This is a genomic window from Candidatus Nitrosopumilus sp. (assembly GCF_028278985.1).
In the GTDB taxonomy this organism is placed as follows: domain Archaea; phylum Thermoproteota; class Nitrososphaeria; order Nitrososphaerales; family Nitrosopumilaceae; genus Nitrosopumilus.
On sequence record NZ_JANQTA010000002.1, the window covers coordinates 55,631 to 77,170 of the forward strand.

General features: G+C 32.9%; 28 protein-coding genes. 10 read left to right on the plus strand and 18 right to left on the minus strand.

Going from position 1 to position 21,540, the window contains the following annotated elements; genetic code table 11:
• Window position 1 precedes the first annotated feature (1 nt).
• Complete coding sequence (locus Q0941_RS01085) at window positions 2-829, minus strand: plastocyanin/azurin family copper-binding protein (RefSeq protein ID WP_299290500.1); 828 nt, start codon at window positions 827-829, stop codon at window positions 2-4.
• Between the two features lie 77 nt (window positions 830-906).
• On the opposite strand from Q0941_RS01085, the gene pyrG reads away from it, so the two are divergent.
• Together pyrG and Q0941_RS01095 are read left to right on the plus strand one after the other, a co-directional pair.
• Entirely contained in the window at window positions 907-2,505 is a 1,599-nt protein-coding gene (gene pyrG, locus Q0941_RS01090; protein WP_299290502.1) for a glutamine hydrolyzing CTP synthase, read from the plus strand.
• Between the two features lie 64 nt (window positions 2,506-2,569).
• Window positions 2,570-2,722, plus strand: a complete 153-nt coding sequence (locus Q0941_RS01095) for a hypothetical protein (protein ID WP_299290504.1) — start codon at window positions 2,570-2,572, stop codon at window positions 2,720-2,722.
• Here the strand turns inward: Q0941_RS01095 and Q0941_RS01100 are convergent, their stop codons facing one another.
• The 6 genes from Q0941_RS01100 to Q0941_RS01125 form a co-directional block, all read right to left on the minus strand.
• Window positions 2,723-3,721 carry an NAD(+)/NADH kinase gene (locus tag Q0941_RS01100; RefSeq protein ID WP_299290506.1) on the minus strand — a complete coding sequence of 333 codons (999 nt, stop codon included), beginning with the start codon at window positions 3,719-3,721 and terminating at the stop codon, window positions 2,723-2,725.
• A gap of 38 nt (window positions 3,722-3,759) precedes the next feature.
• Entirely contained in the window at window positions 3,760-4,629 is an 870-nt protein-coding gene (locus tag Q0941_RS01105; RefSeq protein WP_299290507.1) for a PfkB family carbohydrate kinase, read from the minus strand.
• Between the two features lie 332 nt (window positions 4,630-4,961).
• Complete coding sequence (locus Q0941_RS01110) at window positions 4,962-5,276, minus strand: hypothetical protein (RefSeq protein WP_299290509.1); 315 nt, start codon at window positions 5,274-5,276, stop codon at window positions 4,962-4,964.
• Between the two features lie 75 nt (window positions 5,277-5,351).
• A complete protein-coding gene (locus Q0941_RS01115) occupies window positions 5,352-5,717 on the minus strand; it encodes a hypothetical protein (protein WP_299290511.1) in 366 nt (121 codons plus the stop codon).
• 47 nt (window positions 5,718-5,764) lie between these two features.
• Window positions 5,765-6,010, minus strand: a complete 246-nt coding sequence (locus tag Q0941_RS01120) for a hypothetical protein (RefSeq protein ID WP_299290513.1) — start codon at window positions 6,008-6,010, stop codon at window positions 5,765-5,767.
• Between the two features lie 34 nt (window positions 6,011-6,044).
• On the minus strand, window positions 6,045-6,503 hold the full coding sequence (locus Q0941_RS01125) for a hypothetical protein (protein WP_299290515.1): 459 nt from the start codon (window positions 6,501-6,503) through the stop codon (window positions 6,045-6,047).
• Between the two features lie 98 nt (window positions 6,504-6,601).
• On the opposite strand from Q0941_RS01125, the gene Q0941_RS01130 reads away from it, so the two are divergent.
• Window positions 6,602-8,368, plus strand: coding sequence for an ATP-binding protein (locus Q0941_RS01130; protein WP_299290517.1), 1,767 nt, complete (start codon window positions 6,602-6,604; stop codon window positions 8,366-8,368).
• A gap of 11 nt (window positions 8,369-8,379) precedes the next feature.
• Window positions 8,380-8,835, plus strand: a complete 456-nt coding sequence (locus tag Q0941_RS01135) for a hypothetical protein (RefSeq protein WP_299290519.1) — start codon at window positions 8,380-8,382, stop codon at window positions 8,833-8,835.
• 371 nt (window positions 8,836-9,206) lie between these two features.
• On the opposite strand, the gene Q0941_RS01140 is transcribed toward Q0941_RS01135, so the two are convergent.
• The 5 genes from Q0941_RS01140 to Q0941_RS01160 form a co-directional block, all read right to left on the minus strand.
• Window positions 9,207-9,551, minus strand: coding sequence for a hypothetical protein (locus Q0941_RS01140; RefSeq protein WP_299290520.1), 345 nt, complete (start codon window positions 9,549-9,551; stop codon window positions 9,207-9,209).
• Window positions 9,551-9,799, minus strand: a complete 249-nt coding sequence (locus Q0941_RS01145) for a hypothetical protein (RefSeq protein ID WP_299290522.1) — start codon at window positions 9,797-9,799, stop codon at window positions 9,551-9,553. Before Q0941_RS01145 ends, Q0941_RS01140 begins: the two co-directional genes overlap by 1 nt.
• A gap of 53 nt (window positions 9,800-9,852) precedes the next feature.
• Window positions 9,853-10,191 (minus strand): hypothetical protein, encoded by a 339-nt coding sequence (locus Q0941_RS01150; protein ID WP_299290524.1) that lies wholly within the window; start codon window positions 10,189-10,191, stop codon window positions 9,853-9,855.
• Between the two features lie 71 nt (window positions 10,192-10,262).
• Complete coding sequence (locus Q0941_RS01155; protein ID WP_299290526.1) at window positions 10,263-10,463, minus strand: hypothetical protein; 201 nt, start codon at window positions 10,461-10,463, stop codon at window positions 10,263-10,265.
• On the minus strand, window positions 10,456-10,773 hold the full coding sequence (locus Q0941_RS01160; RefSeq protein WP_299290528.1) for a hypothetical protein: 318 nt from the start codon (window positions 10,771-10,773) through the stop codon (window positions 10,456-10,458). The genes Q0941_RS01155 and Q0941_RS01160 overlap by 8 nt, the downstream gene beginning before the upstream one ends.
• Window positions 10,774-11,694: 921 nt before the next feature.
• Between Q0941_RS01160 and Q0941_RS01165 the strand changes: the two genes are divergently transcribed.
• The 5 genes from Q0941_RS01165 to Q0941_RS01185 all read left to right on the plus strand — a co-directional run bounded on the left by Q0941_RS01165 (window position 11,695) and on the right by Q0941_RS01185 (window position 15,138).
• Window positions 11,695-11,880: a hypothetical protein gene (locus Q0941_RS01165; protein WP_299290530.1), complete on the plus strand. Its 186-nt coding sequence runs from the start codon at window positions 11,695-11,697 to the stop codon at window positions 11,878-11,880.
• Window positions 11,877-12,131 carry a hypothetical protein gene (locus tag Q0941_RS01170; protein WP_299290532.1) on the plus strand — a complete coding sequence of 85 codons (255 nt, stop codon included), beginning with the start codon at window positions 11,877-11,879 and terminating at the stop codon, window positions 12,129-12,131. The genes Q0941_RS01165 and Q0941_RS01170 overlap by 4 nt, the downstream gene beginning before the upstream one ends.
• Window positions 12,125-13,963, plus strand: a complete 1,839-nt coding sequence (locus Q0941_RS01175; RefSeq protein WP_299290534.1) for a DNA primase family protein — start codon at window positions 12,125-12,127, stop codon at window positions 13,961-13,963. Before Q0941_RS01170 ends, Q0941_RS01175 begins: the two co-directional genes overlap by 7 nt.
• A 79-nt stretch (window positions 13,964-14,042) precedes the next feature.
• Complete coding sequence (locus Q0941_RS01180; protein WP_299290535.1) at window positions 14,043-14,414, plus strand: hypothetical protein; 372 nt, start codon at window positions 14,043-14,045, stop codon at window positions 14,412-14,414.
• A 490-nt stretch (window positions 14,415-14,904) separates the two neighbouring features.
• Window positions 14,905-15,138 carry a hypothetical protein gene (locus tag Q0941_RS01185; RefSeq protein WP_299290538.1) on the plus strand — a complete coding sequence of 78 codons (234 nt, stop codon included), beginning with the start codon at window positions 14,905-14,907 and terminating at the stop codon, window positions 15,136-15,138.
• A gap of 31 nt (window positions 15,139-15,169) precedes the next feature.
• Here the strand turns inward: Q0941_RS01185 and Q0941_RS01190 are convergent, their stop codons facing one another.
• Window positions 15,170-16,330 (minus strand): tyrosine-type recombinase/integrase, encoded by a 1,161-nt coding sequence (locus Q0941_RS01190; RefSeq protein WP_299290540.1) that lies wholly within the window; start codon window positions 16,328-16,330, stop codon window positions 15,170-15,172.
• 82 nt (window positions 16,331-16,412) lie between these two features.
• Here Q0941_RS01190 and Q0941_RS01195 point away from each other — a divergent pair, with 82 nt between their 5' ends.
• Window positions 16,413-16,700 (plus strand): 30S ribosomal protein S26e, encoded by a 288-nt coding sequence (locus Q0941_RS01195; RefSeq protein ID WP_012215306.1) that lies wholly within the window; start codon window positions 16,413-16,415, stop codon window positions 16,698-16,700.
• Between the two features lies 1 nt (window position 16,701).
• On the opposite strand, the gene Q0941_RS01200 is transcribed toward Q0941_RS01195, so the two are convergent.
• From Q0941_RS01200 to Q0941_RS01220, 5 genes are all read right to left on the minus strand, one after another.
• Window positions 16,702-17,274, minus strand: coding sequence for a CDP-alcohol phosphatidyltransferase family protein (locus Q0941_RS01200; RefSeq protein ID WP_299290547.1), 573 nt, complete (start codon window positions 17,272-17,274; stop codon window positions 16,702-16,704).
• A 95-nt stretch (window positions 17,275-17,369) separates the two neighbouring features.
• Window positions 17,370-18,245 (minus strand): agmatinase, encoded by an 876-nt coding sequence (gene speB, locus Q0941_RS01205; protein ID WP_299290549.1) that lies wholly within the window; start codon window positions 18,243-18,245, stop codon window positions 17,370-17,372.
• An 8-nt stretch (window positions 18,246-18,253) separates the two neighbouring features.
• The gene (locus Q0941_RS01210; RefSeq protein WP_299290551.1) at window positions 18,254-20,122 is read right to left on the minus strand and encodes a threonine--tRNA ligase; all 1,869 of its coding nucleotides are present in this window, start codon (window positions 20,120-20,122) and stop codon (window positions 18,254-18,256) included.
• A gap of 82 nt (window positions 20,123-20,204) precedes the next feature.
• Window positions 20,205-20,831: a hypothetical protein gene (locus Q0941_RS01215; RefSeq protein WP_299290553.1), complete on the minus strand. Its 627-nt coding sequence runs from the start codon at window positions 20,829-20,831 to the stop codon at window positions 20,205-20,207.
• Between the two features lie 291 nt (window positions 20,832-21,122).
• Entirely contained in the window at window positions 21,123-21,452 is a 330-nt protein-coding gene (locus Q0941_RS01220) for a hypothetical protein (RefSeq protein ID WP_299290555.1), read from the minus strand.
• Window positions 21,453-21,540 lie beyond the last annotated feature (88 nt).

Consider the following 21,540-nt stretch of genomic DNA (forward strand, 5'->3'; position numbering starts at 1 on the left):
ATTAGAAAATAGAGAGTCTAGAACGAATCAAAAATACACTTGAAATTAAGCCAACACTCAAAATTCCAACTGCAAGAAAACCAAATTCAGGGATCACATGAGTTCCCATGATTTTGATTTGTTTTGCATGTGGCTCAATTGGGATGATTAATTTCAAGCCTGAAGATGTTTCTTCAGTTTCAAAATCAGTCATGGTCCCATCAACCCATACTGCATTAGGGTTTTCAATTAGTTCTGAGGGTAAGACAAGAGTGATTTGATCATTTAGAGTATCTCCAGAAATAGTAAAGGTCACAGTACTTTCATCAGGATTGATGTGAACGGCACGTTGAAGATTAGTATCCAGAATGTACTTTACTTCAAAACCCAACCCATCTTCAGTATAACCTGAACCTACACCATCAATGGATTGAACACTACCTGAATCCTCGACAACATGCACGATTCCAAACATGTATGGATGAATAATACAGTAATAGTAGAAATCCCCAAGTTCATCAAATTTTTGAGTGAATGATTTTCCAGCAGTAAAGAAACCACTATCAATAACTCCATCCTCAACAAACTCACCAGATTTGTAACTTTCTTCAGTTACAGTAGTTACAGTATGAAATGCAGTGTCTGCATTATGCCATTCCACAGTGTCACCAGGATGTACAGTAATTATTCCCGTTGTCACACCTGTGGATTTTTCTGACCAGAAGAACGGAGCACCAGGGTCTGATGCACCAGAAGGAATGATAATTTCATACTTTTCAGCAAATGCAACACCATCAAAGACAAATGCAAGTGAGAATAAAATTGCCAGACCCAACAAAAATGAGCGCATAATCTAATTGAGCATCACCTCTATTTCAATCTCATGATCGACAAAACATACAAAAACCAGACATTCGTTTCATTAATGTGCAGACGAAGTTTATTTTTGTCACAGGCGGTGTTATGTCTGGCCTTGGAAAGGGTGTTACAACTTCATCGATTGCAAAATTATTACAATTAGCAGATCAAAAAGTTTCTTGTATCAAAATAGATCCGTATCTAAATTATGATGCAGGAACAATGAATCCAGTTGCTCATGGTGAAGTCTTTGTTACTGAAGACGGAGGCGAATGTGATATGGATATTGGAAATTATGAAAGATTTCTGAATCAAAATATTGCTAAAAGTCACAACATTACAACTGCACAAGTATATTCTTCAGTTATTGATGCTGAAAGAAAGGGCGAATACCTGGGTGCATGTGTGCAAATAATTCCTCATGTCACAGATGAAATTAAAAACAGAATCAGAAGTATTGCAGAAAATGAAGAATTAGATTTTCTGATTGTAGAGTGTGGTGGAACTGTAGGAGATATTGAATCACTTCCATTTTTAGAAGCATTGAGGCAGATGAGAGTAGAAGAAGGACCAGAAGGAGTGATTTTTGTTCATGTTACATTGGCACCGTCACTTGATGTTGTAGGGGAACAAAAAACCAAACCAACACAACATAGTGTTCAAGAATTACGAAGAATTGGTATTCAACCTGATTTTCTTGCAGTTAGATGTACTTTACCTTTAGAAGAAAAAACAAAAAAGAAGATTGCCATGTTCACAAATGTCACTACAAAGGATGTTCTTTCATGTCATGATGCAAAATCAATTTTCGAAGTTCCACAGATTCTATATGATCAGGGAATTATGGATGCGATATTTACCAAATTCAACAAAGTAGGAATGGTCAATGCCTCAGCAAATTGGGACAAATGGAATAAAATTGCTGAAAACATGGTAAACCACGAAGACCAAAAAGTCAAGATTGCAATGGTTGGAAAATATGTGACATTGGCTGATAGTTATGTCAGTGTAAATCATGCTTTAAAGCACGCAGGAGCACAAATTGGAAAGTCAGTTGATATTGATTGGATAGATTCAGAATCCATTTCTGATTATAGTGTTCTCTCAAAATATGATGGAATTCTTGTTCCTGGAGGTTTTGGTACAAGAGGCTCAGAAGGAATCATTCAAACTGCTAATTTTGCCAGAGAAAACAACATACCTTATCTTGGCATATGTTTTGGATTTCAACTAGCAGCTGTAGCATTTGGAAGAAGTGTCTTAAAATTAGAAGACGCAAACTCTACTGAAATTAATGCCGACACTAAAGCACCAATTGTAGATTTACTACCCGAACAAAAAGATGTTTCAGATATGGGCGGATCATTAAGGTTGGGAGCTAACGACATACAGATTAAAGAAAACTCTAATGCACAAAAAATCTACAATTCAAATTCAATTAGTAAACGTCACAGACACAGATATGAAATCAACAAAGAATTCATTCCAGAATTTGAAAAGAATGGTTTGATATTTTCTGCAGAAAGTGACAATGGAAAAAGAATGGAGATGTTAGAAATTCCAGAACACAAATTCTATTTGGGAGTTCAATTCCATCCAGAATTCAACAGTAGACCAGGATTTCCAGAAGAATCATTTGCTGCGTTTGTTAAAGCAGCCTCTGAGTAAAATCCCAAGATTGGGAAATTTCAAAATAGCGTAAATAGCTTACAAAAACAGCTAATGTAATCAGATGACAGTATGCAAAGAGTGTGGGAAGGAGTTCACTTTAGGAGTAAAAGATTGCTGCTCTGAAGAATGTTTTAAGAAAAATATCAAGGAAAGATCAATCAAAGCAACAAGAGAAGACAAGTCACATACTACTAATTTTTCAAAAACAGAATAGTTACTCTAGTTTGGAAATTTCATAAATTTTTTGTCGAGCATCACGAATAGACACTTTCTTTTTGACATATCCTTTTTTTAATAAATGGCTAAGAGCCAATCTTACTGTTCTGTCAGGCAATAGAGTTTTGTTTGCAAGATCTTTTTGTGTTAATGCACCCTCATATTCCAGAGTTTTCAGTAAAAGTTTTGAGCTTGGAGGCATGCTAAGTAATTCTTCAGCAAGATGAACTTTTTTGGCTAATGCAGAGATTGCAGTAGAGTCTTTTTTTAATCGAATAATTTTTGCAGGAGGTAAAAATTGGGTACACTCAACGGTTTTGTTTACCTTGTATCTATCCAAGCCATCAAGAACTACTTCACAATGCAATCGAGCAGATATATCATCAATTTCAATAGAACTCTCATTTGAGACAATAATAGGACGTCTTGTCACATCTAGAGAGTTTACAGATATAATTTCAAAAACTGCAGAATCTTGAAAGAGTACAGGTCCACCAGCAGACATAGAGTATGCAGAAGAACCAATAGGAGTAGAAACAATAACTCCATCACTGTTATCGTGCCAAACTTCTTCGCCATTAACACGTAAAGTATGTTCCATCAACATGGCACTCTTTGATGAAAAAACTGCAACGTCATTCAATACAGGATAAACATTCTTGCCATCAATTTTAACTCCCAATCGAGGAACTTCTTCTATAGTGAAATTTTGTTTTTTGAGAATATTAACAAAAGACGAGAATTCTCTTAATTCAATTTGTGCCAAGAAGCCACTGGCTTCTCCTTCATTAATTCCTAAAACAGGTGATGTAGAATCAAATGTTCTGTGAAAATAATTTCTAACACCCTTATCTCCACCCAAGACAATGATACAGTCTGCTTGTTTACTCTTTGATTTAGTAATTGTAAATGATTTGATGTCATTTTCATCAAGAATTTTTTTAATTGTTTTTGCTGCGTTATCTGCAGTACCTGAACCATAGATTCCTATTTGCATAGTTGAAACAAACTCTCAGTACAATAAAAGAATACTCTCTATAAATCACGAAATTTTACAAGATTGTAAAAGTAAGAAGCATTAGTTTGAACGGTACTTTTTCTAGGAATTTTTTGCAAACCTACATTCTTAGAGTCTAAAGCAGCCTGAGCAGCACCTCCTGCAAAACATAATGCCCACAAGAAATCTTTTTCCTTTAACATAGTACAACAAAAAGTTGAACAGAAAATATCTCCGATGCCAGTTGTATCATGAATCTCTTTGTTTGGAAGAGTAATCGAATATACTTTGTCTTTTACAAGCAATGAAACATCTGTTTTGTTTGTAAGAAGAACATATTCAGCACCCTTTTTTTGTAATGCAACCATCATTTCATCATGTGAGCCGTTTACCATACAAGCAGCTTCTTCAGGATTAACTTTGATAGCATTAACATCAGTCAAATCAATGTCTTTGTTTTGAAGTGAAACATTTTTTTCAGAATCAATAGTTCGTAAAAATCCTTGAGGATCTACAAAAAGGAAATTTGAATCCTTTTTGATTTGTTTGAAAATATCATCAGATACTTCATGATATATTGGACTTACAAGATGACAGTCAGCATCATTACCTGCATATTCTATTGGAGCACATTCATTTTCAAGTTTTAGTGTACGATCTGCACCTGTAATGTTTATTGCAAATTTTGTAGTTTTTGTCTCTGATTCACAGTTATCAAAATTAATCTTATTTTCAGAAAGATATTGTTTAGGAAAATCAGGGCCAAATTTTGAATACAAGTCAACATCAAATTTGAATTGCTTTGCAGTAATCCCACAATAACATGCAGCACCACCAATTTGCTCATAATTAGAATCACCTATTGTAATAGTATCAATTGCACAATGTGAGAAAACAGATAATTTCATTTTTCTTAACTCGAGATATTACAGATTTAGTTTTTTGCATTATTTTTGTTTGCACAATCATGGCAGAGAATCACTCCTTTTTCAATAACTAATTCAACTCCAGAACTATGACAGGAATGACACAAACCCTTCAATACTATCAATAGAAAATACTCGATCTATGATTAAAAGATAAAGTGATTTTATGCCCAATTTAGGCTCAAAATTGATTTTTTTGGGTAATTAACCGCAAGAATATAGATCAAGAAAAGCCTACTTAGAGATTAAATTCAATTCAGAATCATAATACGTAGAAAAATTTATTCAACAACAGGCTAGATGAAGATAGTCTATTATTTGCCCTTTTTCATGGCCTCAAATTCTTTTTCCAGTCGTATAACTTTCTCTAAAACACTGTTTACATTTTTTGTCATTTCGTGAAGTTGATTATCTTGTTGTTGTTTCAAATGAATTGTAGATTGACTTAGTGCCAAAATCATTCTCAACATAGGAAATCCAATTTTATCCAAATCACTTGTTGCAAGATCGCCCAATCCTTCAAGATATGTTTGTAATTTTTCAAAATGTTTATGTTGATTTTCCGTATCTTCAAAGGCCAGTTTTAGCATACCCACAGTTTTCTTTGCAATTTCTTCGGGATTAACCATAGTAATATAGAAAAATCCTACTAGTTAATTTTACCTGATATTACAATGCTTGATTTGTGTTGGTAATTTCTCTGTTTATGCATGATGAATTATCGAGAGAGCTTGGAAAAATAATCCAAGAATGACTAAAGGAATTCCAACATATTCAATTTTTTTGAAATATTTGGATCTCATTTTGGGGATCATTGCCAGATTTTCATCTTTTAATCCTTCAATGTATTCTTTTGTTAGAATAGAATTTATCTTAAGTTCTTCTTGACTTGCTCTGATTTTTTCCATATTTACAAATATTTTTTCTATTCTTTTCTCCTTTTCAGTATCTAATCCTTTGTTTTTAACATACCATTCTCGAAATCCAGACAAAAGTATCACAAAACCAATAATCTCCAATCCAATTCCAATTAAATTAAAAATATTTTCAATATTTGCTAAATCATGCACATTCAAGATATGAATTGTGTAATATATCATTTATTCAATTATTGCAATTACGATTTGCTAGGTTTGTTAAAATCGATATTTGACCTTTCAATCATTTTGATAATCCCGTCAGTTTCATTAATTTGTGTACGTTCAATTATTTCTCCCCCATAATATTCTGTTTTTCCGTCTTTAGTGAGTTTTAATCGAGTCACCATGCCTACAACAATTTTTTGAAATTGTTGGATAGTCCATTGTGGCTGTTCAATTACAACATGATTTCCATCCAACATTTGAATTTCAAAATGCATCATACAGCATGTAAAAATTTTGGAGTATAAAAATAGACTAATCTTTTGGACTTCCTTTGACGTATTTTAGAATTGCAATACCACTTGCAACCAACGATCCTACTATGAATACAATTGCACCAATTGTTGTAAGAGCAGAATCAAAAGAAATTCCAAAATAAACAGGCTCATATTTTAATTCACATTCAAGCAATACAGGTTTCACATCATTCAAAATTTCTTTTGCCTTTACAGAATTGTTGTTTAATTCAAATTCTTTTTTAGCTGTGAAGATTTTATTTTTAATTTCTTTATCACGGTCTCCAAGATCACATGTATTAGCTGTTTCATCATATGTCTCAATTGTTTGATACAAATTTTCTGATGGAAAAATAGCCGTCCCATAAAGAACCACTCCGGAACCTAAAACAATTGAACTGGTTAGCAGAATGACAGTTGTTAACACAGTAGAAACCATGGATACATTTGAAAACGGTGTAGAAATAAGAGTTTGCATACTTGATCAAAAGATAAAAATGATGAGATATGAATTTAATACAAAATATGATGTTTTGAATTCGAATTATTTTAATAAACATTGAAGAATAGTCTTGTGTGAAGCTAAAATTTAATGAAGAGCATAAATCGATTAAATCATTTGAAGATATTGAAATATCGGATTTTTCCATACTTACAGGAAAAAATGGTTCAGGCAAAACACAATTACTTGAAGCCATTATGGACGGAAAAGTAATAGTGGAAGGAATTGATTCAGATAAAATAAAATATTTTAACGCTGCAACTTTTCAAATTCCCAAAGAAAGTCAAATATCTAATGAATCTATCAAAAGAGAAAAACTATCCATGTGGACTTCATTCATTACTACTCCTGCAAATCGATTATCCCCCAGAGACACCTTAATACGAGCAAAAAATGCATCGTTTGGAGAAAATACACAAAGAATTGAAGATTTGTCAAAAGAAAAAAACAAACCCATACTGTTATTGGAATTAGAAGATGTTGAAAATAATCAAGAGTTATTCAATAATTTAGTACAATACGAACGTGAGATTGAATCGATAAAAAATCAAAATCACTTTGATCATCGAATAATAGAATTAGCATTTAACCTCAATAGTTTTGTTGATGAGATTACACAAGAAGAATTCATGGAAAAAATTAATGCTCATTCATCTGAACATCATTTTTTTGCACAGGAGATAAGCAAAATATTTGTTAATTTCAATAATTTATGTAGTATAGAATATGCAAAATTAATCAAAGAAAATGAAGGGCACCAAATTATTCCAAAAGAATTCAAAGACGTTGCAGTAAAAAACGTCTTAAAAAAATATGCTGATACTTATCCTTGGGATTATCTTAACAATCTGTTTGAATCATTTGAAGATTTTAAGTATAAGATATCCAAACCAAATGAATTTGAACTAGAGGATTTAGATGATACACAAAGTAAACAATTTACAGCAATATTACACAATGCAGAAGATGATCTGAACATCAATTTTGATGAATTATCATCAGGTGAAAAAACACTATTGGCTATGGCACTCATGATGTTTAACACAGTTCTTACAAAACATTTTCCAAAATTGGTGTTGTTGGATGAGATAGATTCAGCGCTACACCCATCAATGACTCAAGATCTACTGTTTACTTTACAAAACATATTCAAAAATCATGGAATTAAAGTAATACTAGTAACTCACTCCCCTTCAACTGTGGCGTTTGCAGAAGAAGAATCTGTTTGTATTGTGGACAGTACATCCGAGAATCTAATAGAAAAATCAGAACGCCAAGAGGCATTAAAGATACTAACGCAAGGATTCATGATACTTGAAGATAGCAATATCATTTTTGATGCAATTAACAGATATGATCTCACTATATTTTCTGAAGGAAATAATGTAAAATACATAAAAACTGCAATGGAATTACAACATAACGAGCTTCTGCCAAAGGTACATGTTTGGGAAGGAATCGAAGGAAAAAGTAGTGTAGGACAGCTATCTATGCTATACGAATTGCTAAGTAATGTAGATTTACAGAAAAAAATTCTCATTGTATTTGATCCTGAAGCAGAGATAAAAGTAGAAACAAATGAAGAAAAAAAGATTTTTGTGACAAAATTGAAAAGTGCTGGAAACTCATACAAAGACAGAGGAATAGAAAGTGTACTTCCAGATTCTGCATTTGAAGGATGTTTAATTTCTGTTACTAATGAAGTAACAGGAAATGTAACAAAAAGCTTCAACGACATAAATAAAAAAACTCTTGGAGAAAAAGTAAATACTGAAAAAGATCCCACTGTTTTTGCAAACTTTAAACCATTGACTGATCAAATTGCAGAAATATTGCAGTAGGAATAAGAACAATGGCTGAAATTACACAGGAAATTTTGATGTTATTAGGAGTCATCATTAGTGCAGGAGGAATTTCAGGGGCAATTTTTTACAATGCTTTAAAGCTGAAACAAAACACAAAATCACAATACTATCAGATTCTGAAAGATATTGATGAACGACATCATCAAATTGAAGAGTATTATGATGATCCTCATAAACAACTAATGCATAGAGTGAATTTTGGTCAATTCATGAAACAATTAATTGATATGAAAATCATTCCAAAAAAATTTTTGATTCAAACATACAAATATGATTTTTCTGATGCATTGTGGATCCTGAATAGAATGGAAGAAAGGCACAGAAATGAACCCGATAGTATTGAATTTGTGAAATTTTGTGATGAAAATAACATTATAGAATCCGAACCAGATAAACAACTACAAGACATTATGTACAACATCAACAAAAATAATCAAAAATAGGTTCTGACCATATCAAGGAATAACTATCATTTCTTTGGAACCCATAAATTACATCATGAAAGTAATAGAATTTTCATAAATTGGTTCTACTTACTGCTAGAGGGATTTTATGATTGTTATAGATAATATGACAGTTATTTGATTATAACAAGAGTGTAGGAGGGATTAACCTCCAAGATTCATACACCCTGAGACTTGCAATAACAAGACCAGAAATCCTGAAATGCCTGTCAATGGATACCCGACCACATGTTTTTTATTTTGTTGTATGAGTTTCCACATAATTTGTAAAAAGTCAAATTAACTATATGAGATTTTTGGTAAAACAGTTTCTAAGGAAATACATTGATCAAAGAAATGAAAATGTTTCATTAATCTTTGATTGAATCCTTGATACTTTTCAGAATATCGTTTTTTGGTTTCTCTTCTTTCTCCTGATCAGATAATTCTTCTAGTGCAATTGCTGTAAGTTTTGTTTTTCTATCCTTATTCAAATCTAAAATACTGACTTCCTTTTCAGATTCTCTCAGCGTATTTGATAGTGGATTATCAGGAGATTCGGGTTCTTCGGGTTCAAAGACAATATCAAAATCAATGTAGGACCAATACTTCCTCCATGAACGAGGCAACTGTTCAATTATTTCCGGATCACAGGAGTAATTTAACAATCCATCTTCTCTAACAGGCATTCCTAATGGAAATTTGATGTGAATCATTATGCAGAGACAGTTGGTTCTAACCTTTCAACATAGGAATCTAGTTCATTTTCAGTTATCGAATATTTGGATTGACTCTTTAATGCACATTTTACACAATAAAATCCACGTACACAATTTTTGCTTATGGACAAGAACACATGAACATCTTTCCAAAAACTATTGGATAGTGGGATAGTACACACATCACAAATTGCTGAACCTCTGCATTTTGTTGTCAATCCTATAGGACCAGATTTTTTACTCATGTGAATCCCCTGATGAATAATTTTCATAAGGTGTGCTAGAGATACTATTCATACTACACGCCTCTCAACCAACCGATGACCGAACGAGCAACAAGGATAGCGTATATGCTAACCAACATTGTAACGAACCATTGATCAATCCCAAATAAGGCTAGCATCCAGAAGGGGTAGGTGCCGGTGATAAGTGCAATCAGTTCCCAAATAACATAGCTTTGGGCAGTAATTGCTGTTTCTACGCGGTCATAAAATGTCGAATTAGTCGTAAAGTTTGCAGTTACAATATTTGTCGTTCTTTCATTGAATTCGTCTATTTGCAGATACCCTACAATAGAAGATTTGATAGGCTCACCAGTCACAGGAGAAACAATGTCAATATGATATACATCAGCCACAGTATATTGAAAACCGATAAACATGAAGCCTAAAACATACATGAAAATCATAATGATGAGAGCTTTGTCTATTATTGCACCTTCAACCTCTTTTGAATTGATTGTTTGAGTTCTGGTTTTCCTTCAATGTAACCAAAGACAACCCATAAGAAAAATCCAAATCCTAATGAAAATACAAATGCTTCAGGACTTTCCATTGCAACACTAAACAAAATCATAACAATTCCAGCAAAAATAATTGAGATTTGCCAAAGTTTAGAAGGATTATTCAATTTTACCCTCCTTGATTTGTTGTGTTAGTTGTTCAAAGATTGAATGTCCAGTTAAATCAATTACTTCAATAGAGTATCCATTCCATTTTGATTCAGATATTTTTTCTGATAAAGCATAATAGAAAATGTCGAGTAACATTATTCCTTCATGTTGTTTTTTAATTGTATAATCATTAATCAATGAAGTTGTAGTAAACAAAAAACCATTACACCAATACAAACTAGGATCTGGAGTTACAGCTTCCATCTTTGTTAATTCGTCAACAGAAGTTTTCAAGAAATTTGTAATTACAATTTTTTTAATTTCCAATTTGGAGACTTTCATATCAACAATGTAAACCTAGTTGGTATTTTTAAGACGTTGAACGTAAATTAAAAAAAGAAAGAGAGATGAAGAAACAATAGAATATTTTTTCTCTCTTTCTTACTTGCACAGTAGATACAAAAATAATTTGAATAGTGAATTATTAAATTCTTTATTTGAAAATTATTCTAAAAACATCAAAAATAAAAATGTCCAAATGAAACGAAAAAGTGTGTTCTGTTTGTTCTATTTTCTCAGAACTCCTCTGAGAAATATGAAAAAACAAAATCAAAACTGAATAATAAAAAAGTCTTGGAAATAAATAGAACATAATATTCTCCTATTCTGGATAGTATACATACTACGAATATAGGTAATATTAGATAGTATAGATACTATAATCGCTGATATAATGTGTGTTTTGTACGATATTCATAATAGTTATAAACAACTATGTCACTATACATATAGTGACGTTGAAACATACCATAAACTTTGAAAACAAAGACATGAAGTCTTACTGTCAAAGTGGTAGCCAAGTTTCTGAGGAGGACATCACAAATAATTTGTTCTGTTCGGTACTTGGAGGTTTTGGATTCTGAGAGCTCCTGCAAATTATACTTTAAAGATTAAAACTTTACAAGATTTCAATAATGTTGTTCCAAGATTATTAAGAAGTAAGACTGTTGAAATCTTAGAAGAATTATTTACAGAGTTTGTAAATTCCCAACCTAAAAACAAATCATTTGATGATTTAATTAAATTATTTATAGAAAAAAATCTGAGAGGGTCCAAATCCTCTCAGACTATGCTAAAAGAAACGTCCAAGCCAACCAAGAAGGGAGGTTTCTGATACTGATCAATAGACAGTTGGTATTTTTAAGACGTTACGAGGGATTACAATGTTGTGAGTGCCATTGGAATCAAATGTATGCAAATAGAAAATTAAAGATCTTCAAAGATATGAATTCCTTTAGTAACCATCTTACTAAATCCCATACATTAACTGAAGAAAGAAAGAAGAAAATCAAAACTATAGCAAAAGCATATCTAAAATCTGATAAAAAGAAGTCTTTCATTGAATTATGTTATGAAAAGGGGGTAATTTTTTGAATAGAACACAGAGCAATCCATTAGGATTAATCAAGAAGGTTACTGAAAACCATGCAAATCATACAACATATCAAAAGACATGCAAAGAATGTGTCAATGGAAAATTAAAGAAAGAAAACAGTATGATTCCATGTCCTAAATGTGGACTCTATACTCTCCATGAAACTACATCAAAGATAAGCAGAGATTTAGAAGTTTACATTTACTGCTCTGCTTGTCACTTACACCTAGGGAGGACCGACAATTGGTAGCAATCACTAACTGTAAAGAATGCCTATCTGGGAGGTATGAGAATTGTAAAAATCCTAAGAATTGTCCATTGGGTAAAGAATACAATTCAAAGAACAGCCCTATTGAATCCAAACTAGTAGATACAACTGGAAAGAAAACATTCTACCTATCAAAATTCTGTCCTTGGGAAGAAATAGACATGTCTTTAGAGGAATTCAAAGAAGAGTGTGAAAGTTTAGATCCTTTCATTGGTGGACTACGAATAACTGAGTTTCTTGCTGTTAACAGACAAGTAATTGATAAAAAGAAAATTGCAAAGGAAATCAAATCATGGTCTGACTTCAAAGGCTATGAATTTGAAATAAAAGACATTGAGAAAATTATCAATGCTGTTTGGGAGGATAATGATAGTTTCAATGCAATAAAGGAAACTGCATTCAAGATGGGATTAGAAAAGAAAGAGATTCTTTTGGAACGAGATCAATTCATCGAAGTTTCTGAATGGATTAAAGGAAGATACCACATTAAACGTGTGGAATTAACTGGAGAGTTATTATTCTTCAATGATCAGTATTATGACAATGATGCTGAACAGTTAATCAGAAGAACTGCAAGAAAGTGTATTTCTAAATCAAAGAACGTTGACATGAATGAAGTTGTAAATTACATTAAGGATTCATGTAAGATAATTAAAAGTGATGACATTGAAAAATATGTTCATCTAAAATGTTTGCTCAATGGAACTTTTAACATCATCAAGGGGACCTTTGAAGAAAGTTTCAGTCCTGAAAACATCATTCTAAATCAGATACCTCACAACTTTGTAAAGAAAGGAAAACATTCTACAATTGAAAAGAGAGTAAAAGAAATAGCTCCTGATGACAAAGACAGACAATCATATTTTGATTTTGGCTCAACCTGTTTACATCCGTATACTGGAATAGATATCCAATTGGGAGAGGTTGGAATTCCAGGAACGGGTAAAACCCAGTTGATTACATTACTTCAATATGTTTTAGGTTCTGACAATGTAACAAATGCAACAACTCATAGTATAGCTAAAGATGAAACGACTCAGAAAGATGTAGCTTACTCTTTTCTAAACATTGATGAAGAATTAAGAAGTGATGACGTAAGAAACATTGAAACTTTGAAAAAGTGGATTACTCAAGGAAGATTTACAGCTAGAAGCATTTATGGGCATAACACAAACTTCAGGCCAACATCAAGACTCATGTTTGCAACAAACACAATTTATGAAATAACAAATCCTGAAGATGCTTTAGCAATGTATGAAAGAACTCATTTAATCAAACTCACTCAAAAATTCAGACATACAAAGAAAGAAATCAAAAACGTATTTGAAAACATCAAGGAAAAAGAATTTGATTCATTTATCTCATATCTTCTAAAAAATGCAACAAAAATTTACAAAAACAAATCCATCAAGTATCCACAGACAACAGAGCAGACAGAATCATTATGGAATGAATTTGGAAATCAAGTAAGAGCATTCATTGATGAATGGATTGAAAAGGATATTTCATTCAAAGAAGAGGCTTCAAAAATTTGGGAAAAATTCTTCAATGAATCTAGCATGAGAGGAGTCAAGCCAAGAGGTAAAAATCAATTCTATGACAAGTTTAATGAGATCATAGGAAACACTTCAACCAAAATCAGAGAGGATGACATTACATTCTATGGTTATCCTGGAATTAGACTAAAGACAGTTGATGAGAAAGAAAACCAAGAAAGAATTGATCAGACTCCAAAGGGTAGGGTTCTCAAGAAACTTAATCACCTTGATGAATCAGACCCCATCTTCAAAGAAATAAGGAAGTTGATTGCTTGATTGAAACTAGGTCTCATTGCTGCAACGCCAAAATAACATTACTTCCAGCCTGTTCTCAATGTGGAAATAGAGTGACAGGATGGAGGGAGATTCCCAAATTACACCATTCTCAAAAGACCTTGGAGGAATACCAATGAAGAAGAATCAATGGATAATGCAAAAAAATCAGCATTCAGGGAGAATCAAGCAGTTCCTAAAGTTTAGCAAATGTGAGACATTAGACGAGTTAACTAATCTCAACCCTGCCAAGATTGAATTGCTATTGAATGAGTATGTGGAGTCTCTTCAGGACAAAAACACAGAATGTACTATCATTCAAAAAGTCGACAGTGTTGTAATGTTTTTTTCAGTTAATGAGATGTTCATCTTTAATGAGTTGACTTCTGAATATTTCAGAGATATGAAGTATTATGAGAATGATGGAGATGAGGAGAACACTGAAGAATACTAAAGAAATCAGACAATTTGTTAATCACACCAATTACAAGTCTTTAGAGGAGATATTGGAGTTAGATGATTATCAACTGCGAGAAGTGTTAAGAGAGTATATTCTGTATGTCCGTAGAAAGTTCTCAGATGAGTCAGCAAGTGGGAAAATACATGCAATATTGAAAATTTGCAAAGAAAACAACATTTCTTTTGATGACGTACTGAAATAACTCAGAACCCTCAATTATCGACAGGTCGACAATACTACTATATCGGAATTAAAAACAAACGCATTCCCACGAGTATATAGTTTAAGGAATTCTATTACTCACGAAAGTTATAACTGGAGATATTTTGAACTAAAAAAATCATGACTAAATTTCTCCAAATACAGATTGTTACATTAAACTGCATTAGAAGAAGTGAAGGATTTATCCTGATATTTGATGAAAAGAGTAGGAGCAATTCAATGAAATACTTTAGTCAGTATAAAAAATAGTGGTTATATGAGCATGGATGATGAAATTACAGAGTTCTGGATTTCAAACAATTATGCTTTCAGATTCTTTACAAAACACGAATTGGATGGTTTTTTATCATCATTAAATGATGAGAATGGAAATTTCCAAAAAGGAACAAACATTATGTTTAGACATGTTCAAATTAAGAATCCCATATCAAAAACTCAATTGATTGACATGACTAATGAAGAAATGAAGTCATATTTGGAAATGATAGAGAGTTAGTAGAAGAAATTATCAAACGCTGTAGAATTTCTTAGAAACCCACATCATCTTTTATTTTTTCAGACTGTTTTCTGTTGGAATCTAGTTGTTCTTTGAGAGATTTGTCTGAATTACTAGGGTCTTTTAGTTCCTTTAGTATCTCTTCTTTGATTCTCTTTGCATATTCATGCTCTTTTTCAGCCCGTTCTTTCTCCCATTCTGATTTTTCCTTGTTGAGGTTCTCAATTTCCTTTTTGTTTGATTCGATCTCTTGTCTTTGTCTGTCCTCATTGGAAATAGTCAAATCAAGTATTGCTTTTTTGTATTCTTCAAACAAAGCCTCGTCTGAAAATGGAGCATAGTGATTATCCAATGGAATCGTAACAGAATGTCCCATTAATTTTTCACAGATTGAAAGATTAGCGTTTGCTCTTGACTTTAATGTAATGTTGAAGTATTTTCTTAGGCCATGAAGTGTTGGAATGTTGAATCTATTTCCTGTTTTTGTTTTTTGAACATCTTTTAGAGTAATTGTCAATGCATTTCTTACAGTTCCCTGCAACATTGTTTCTGCCGGAGCAGATCCTATCACGTAATCTTTTCTAAATGCAGGGGACTCTGGAGTCAATCTTTCATTGTCTTGTTGCCTTTCATCAAGATAATCATCAAATGCTTTAGAAGATTCAGGAGTCATGAAAGTAACGTACTCTTCTTTATCGCCAGCATAACAAACAACTTTCTTACAGTCATCAATGTTTGTAATGTGTCCTAGCTTTAACTCTGGAATCACCCCAACACGACATCCAGTAGATGAGAGAAACAAAATCAATGCCCTTGTTCTCTTCTTTTTTGTTGCTAGAAGCATTTTTTGAATATCTTCTCTCTTGTAAGTTCCGTATCCTCCTTTCTTTGTTCTAGTTGGAAACATTTTGTGAAGGCGTTTTGTATTGAGATTTACATCATTCATGGTATAGAACAACTCTACAGGTTGCATGATCGATGGAATGTAGTTAGGAGAAAAGTTGTCTTTTAGATAGATTAGATAGTCCTCCAAATTTCTTTGAAGGGTTTTTTCATCTGCTTTGAGCAAATCATCATAATCATGGGTCTTATTCCATTCCATAAAGCGGTCTAGTTGGTACTTGTAGTTCTCTCTGGTAACAGGGGAGCCTAGGGCCTGAAGAAACATCACTAAACATCGTTTTTGAGCCATGTTTTGGGAGGATCTCTTTTTCATATAAGTAGGGCTTCCTTGAATTATACAAGAATATAAGTAGGCAAATTAGCTTATTTTCATGCCACTTAAGCGTGCAAGTAGAGGTCGTACAAAAGGAGGAAAAGGATCATCAGGTGTTGTACAATGTACAAACTGCGGTCAAACAGTTCCTAAAGACAAAGCAAAGAAAGTTACATCAAGACTAAATCTTGTTGAGCATACCTTAGCAAAAGAACTACGTGCACAAGGAGCATACATTGCATCACCTACAGTTCTAAAATGGTACTGTATTTCCTGTGCAATTCACTTTAAGATTCTAAAAATTAGATCTGCAGATAACAGAAGAAAACGTGGAAAACTACGATAGTCTAATCCTTTATGTTTCTGGCAGTTGTAATCATTCTTTGAATTAGAGTAATTCCAGCAATTATTACAACAATAATTACTGCATATTCCATAAATCCAATTATTCCAATTATTGCAATAACTAGTAATCGTTCTGCTCGTTCACCAATTCCTACTCCTTGTAATTTGATGTTAATGATATCAGATTTTGCTCTAGCATAACTTACCAACAATGACAAAGTAATTGCAAGAAACACAAGATATGGTTCTGCATAACCACCAACTAAAATCCCCATGAAGATTGCAACCTCTGCAATCTTGTCAAACATCGAATCAAGATATTCACCTTTCTTGGATGTTTTTCCTGTAACTCTTGCAACTTGACCATCAACCATATCAAAAAATCCAGAGATTAACAACAAAACACCACCAATAATTAATCCAAATTCAATTCCAAGACCGTATACGATTGCGGAAATCATTGCAAATCCTAAACCAACTGAAGTCCAGAAATTTGGAGACAGTCCTGTAGATGCAAATCCTTTACCAATCTTTTCTAATGTTGGTTTGAGTGTATCTCTGAGATTATTTAACACGAGATATCCCCACCAACACTTGCTAATAAAGTGAATAGAAGTAAATTCATGCTCAGATTAAGTCAAAAATTATGAAATCAGGCTCGAAGAAAGAATTAGGAATTTTGGGATAGATTTTGTGCAATCAAGGTTGACATGATTTTAGCAGCCAAAGAAGCAGTTGCCCCATTATCATGATATGGGTTTAATTCTACAATATCCACTCCAGTAACTTTGGAATTTTTTAGAGAATCAATCATATCAAATAATTCTCTTGAAGTAATGCCAACTGCTTCAGGATTTCCAACACCAGGTGCAAATGCAGGATCTAATACATCAAGATCATAGCTAGTGTAAACAGAATCATATGAACTAAGGAAAGTTGAAAGTAGTTCTGGGCCTTTACCTTCACGAACTTCTCTATCAGAAATTGTTTTGATGTTATGTTCTTTTAAGAATTCAAGTTCTTCTTTTACAAATGCTCTAGCCCCAACATGTAAAATATTTTCAGAACCTTGTTCTTCAACAATTCGTCTCAAGTAGGATGCATGACTAAGTTTGCTGTCAGCAAATTCATCACGCAAGTCATAATGTGCGTCAAATACTACGTATGCAGTATCTTTTGGAAAACTGGTAAAAGTTGCATACGTAATAGAATGTTCTCCACCTAAAATGAACAACTGTCTTTGTTTTGCAACAAGTTCAGTAGTGATTTTTTTTACCATATCGACCATTTCAGATGAAACAACTGTATGTGTGGTATTTCCCAAATCTTCAATGTTAACAGTTTCTAAATCAACTTGTAATTCTGGGTGAAAAATTTCAATATTGTTAAAAGAATCGCGTATAGCATCAGGACCAAAACGACAACCTGGTTTGTATGAATGAGTTGCATCAAATGGAATTCCAAATACTGTTGCTATTGGTTCAGAATCATCATCAGAACTAGTAATCATAGGATTGTTATTCATATACAAATCGATAAAGCTCATACTATCACCTATACCATCAATTGAGGTCTTTTTGATAGGTGTTTTGGTAAATTCAAGCCTGTGAATGGCTTACCTTTTGTCTGGCCATCAACTTCCTTTATGAAATCTTCAAATGAGATTTCTCTAACATCTCCAGTTTTTCTGTCACGAATGCTTAGATTTTCAGAATTGGCTTCTTTTTCTCCAATTACAAGAATATACTGAATCCATTCCTTTTCAGCTTCTCTAATCCGTTTACCAATGCTTTCATTTCTATCATCAATGTCAACTCGAATGTTATGAGATGAAATTTTTTGTTCCAAGGATTCACAATAATCAGAAAATTCTTCTTTGAGAGGAATAACTCTGACTTGTGTAGGGGCCAACCATAATGGAAATACTGGTTTTTTGCCTTCTTTGGAATCTTTGGCAGCCTTTTCTAGAAGAGCATAGATAATTCTCTCAATTGCACCGCTAGGGGAATTGTGTAAAATTATAGGATGTTTTGAGTTGTTGTTTTCATCAACAAATTCAATTCCATATCTATCTCCATTTTCTACATCAATTTGATCAGTAGATAATGCAGATGCTTTTCCAAGATTATCAATGAAATTAAATTCCCATTTTAGAACAAAGTAAAAGAATTTCTCTTTCCACATTTCTACTAAAACAGGTTTTCCATGTTTTTTCACTAGTTCTTCAACTGCAGATTTATTTTCATTATAGAAGTCTTCAGTAAAACGAATTGCCATATCATAATCAGATTCTTCGATTCCTAGCTCTTTGAGTACACTTTGAGATAAATCGAATCTAACTTTGATTTCATCTACTGCTTGTGGCAAATCTTTGCAGAATGCATGGCAATCAGGCATTGTAAATGCACGTAATCTTCTAAGACCGACTAATTCACCAGATTGTTCTCGTCTAAAGCTATATCGAGTGAGTTCATAGAGTTTGTAAGGTAAATTCTTGTATGACATTTGAAAGTGATTTGCCATTAAGAATTGTCCAAAGCAAGCTGCAAATCTCAAAAATAATTTCTTGCCTTCTGAATCAATATTGTATTGTCGTGCTGGGAATCGATTAAAGTAACTGACCATACTAGGATGCTCAGAGTCATACATGATTGGAGTTTCTACTTCATAACCACCATAAGCTTTGACTCTATCATTAACATAATTTTCAATTAATGATTTGATCAATCTTCCATTTGGAAAGAATCTCATATTTCCAGAATCAGAAGCTGGTTCATAATCAGCTATTCCGAGTTTTTTCATCAAAGCAACATGTGGAGGAGGTTCATCAACTTTTCGTGATTTTGCAGATTCATACTTTGCAAGAATTTCTAATTTTTTATGGTCTTTAAAATCAAAATCACCAATGTTAGTCATGGTTCCATCAGGTGACATTATTTTCCAATAGGAACGAATTGTTGATTCACCTTTGAGAGCATCTGAAGTATCTTCTTCTGTTTCAGTTTGTTTTGAAGAATCTTTAGTTACAACTTTGGAGCTTTCAGCTAATGGATGTCCTTTTACTTGAACATGATATGATTTTGTCCAACCAAATGGAGAATGAGATACATCAAGTTCAGATGCGTTTTCTTCCATTTCTTTGAGTAATGACATTGCAGTAGAAGGTTTTGCAAGATTAGAACTAAGATGAGCATAAGGATACAATAGTAATTTTTTACAGCCAATTTTTTCCATAGAAGATTTTATTTGAGAAATTGCATTTTGTGCCACTGAAGAGTCATCACCATCTTCTATTGCTACAAATGCAACAACAACTTCCTCTAATCTTTGAGTCTCAGTATTTGTAATTTCTTCGGCAACTTTGATCTCTTTTTTTGTAGGAGTGTATTCTATACTATCACAGTGAAGTTGGAGTATTCTCATAACATCCAACAAATAAGATAATTGAATTAAACCTTTCACTTTGGAGATTGAAATTACAAAAAATAGAGAAAAAGAAGGGAGATTAACCCTCAGAATTTAGTTCGTTTGTGCGTTCATCAATTTCGTTTGCAACTGGAACTGGTTCTACATCAATTACTCCGCTCTGGACTAAAGGAATTCTAAGGCCATTTTCCATGTTTTGGATTTTTGCCATAGAAAAGTCTAGAACAAATTGACCAGGTTGATCATGAATTGGAGCGTAATGACCTCTTAGAATAATTCTAAAAGTATCTCCGCTTTCAAGAGTTCCTGTTCCATGTAGTCTAAGTTTTCCATTTACAGCTTTTCCTTTCAACTCTAATGTTGCATCTCTGTCTTCAACAGAAATATCAGCAGTTGATTTTACTTTCCAAACACCATTTCCGTTGTGAATGGCATTTCCATCTAGTGCAATTTTTGCATCATATGCTTGACCGGCAATGATTGCCCATCCAGCAGTGGTTCCATCAAATTGTACTTCTGCTTGTTGGTCAGGAGAAGCTACAGCTACATTAGAAAATGCATCTGTAACAGGTGATGAAACAGCATCAGGTGCAACGCCCAATACATCTTCAGCAAATGCATCAGTTGTTGCAAATGAACCTAAAACAAGTGCTGCTAATACAGGGAGTGCTAGTAACAGCGGATGTTTTGTGTTTTGTCGTTTCATGAATGCAAAAATCCAAAAATTCTACTTAAGGAACAAGCAGAAATTATCAGTATAATTTCTCTGTGTCATGAAAGTAAATTACAGAAATTAAAATTCAAACTTTGGCTTAGAGGATAATTGTTTTTTCCAGTTTTCTAATGCAGATCTGAGTTCTTCTTGTACTTGAGAATATTCATTCTCAAGTATATCATCAGAATTCAGATTCTGCATTGGTAGGCTCATTACCAATAATTGGAAAAAAGACCATAAATCAACTAGTTTGTTATTGAAATAACATAATATCTCACAAGCTTACTGCTTACCACGTAACGTGATTACAGAGCGTAAAATTAAACCTGAAATTCCTAAATTACTTGTAAGAAATTCTACGGCTCTAGTAAGAGAATTTTCTCCTCTAAAACCTTCATCATAAATCATTTCGACTGAACCTAAATCAGTTTGAACAAAAGAAGTTATCAAAGAATAAACACCTAATTTTTCATCTGTTTTTTCATTATACAATCTTAATTCAACTTTAGTAACTGTAAATTCATCTTGAACAAATTTTCCAGATAGTAATTCCTTAACTTCATCTGGAGTTTTAGATACTCGTGAAGGGTCATGCAAATCAACAATATCCATTGAAAATTAGATTACATGATTAGTACATAAATGATAATTATTGAAAACTCGTAGAGAATTGCGTAAGTGTTAATTACGACAGAAATTT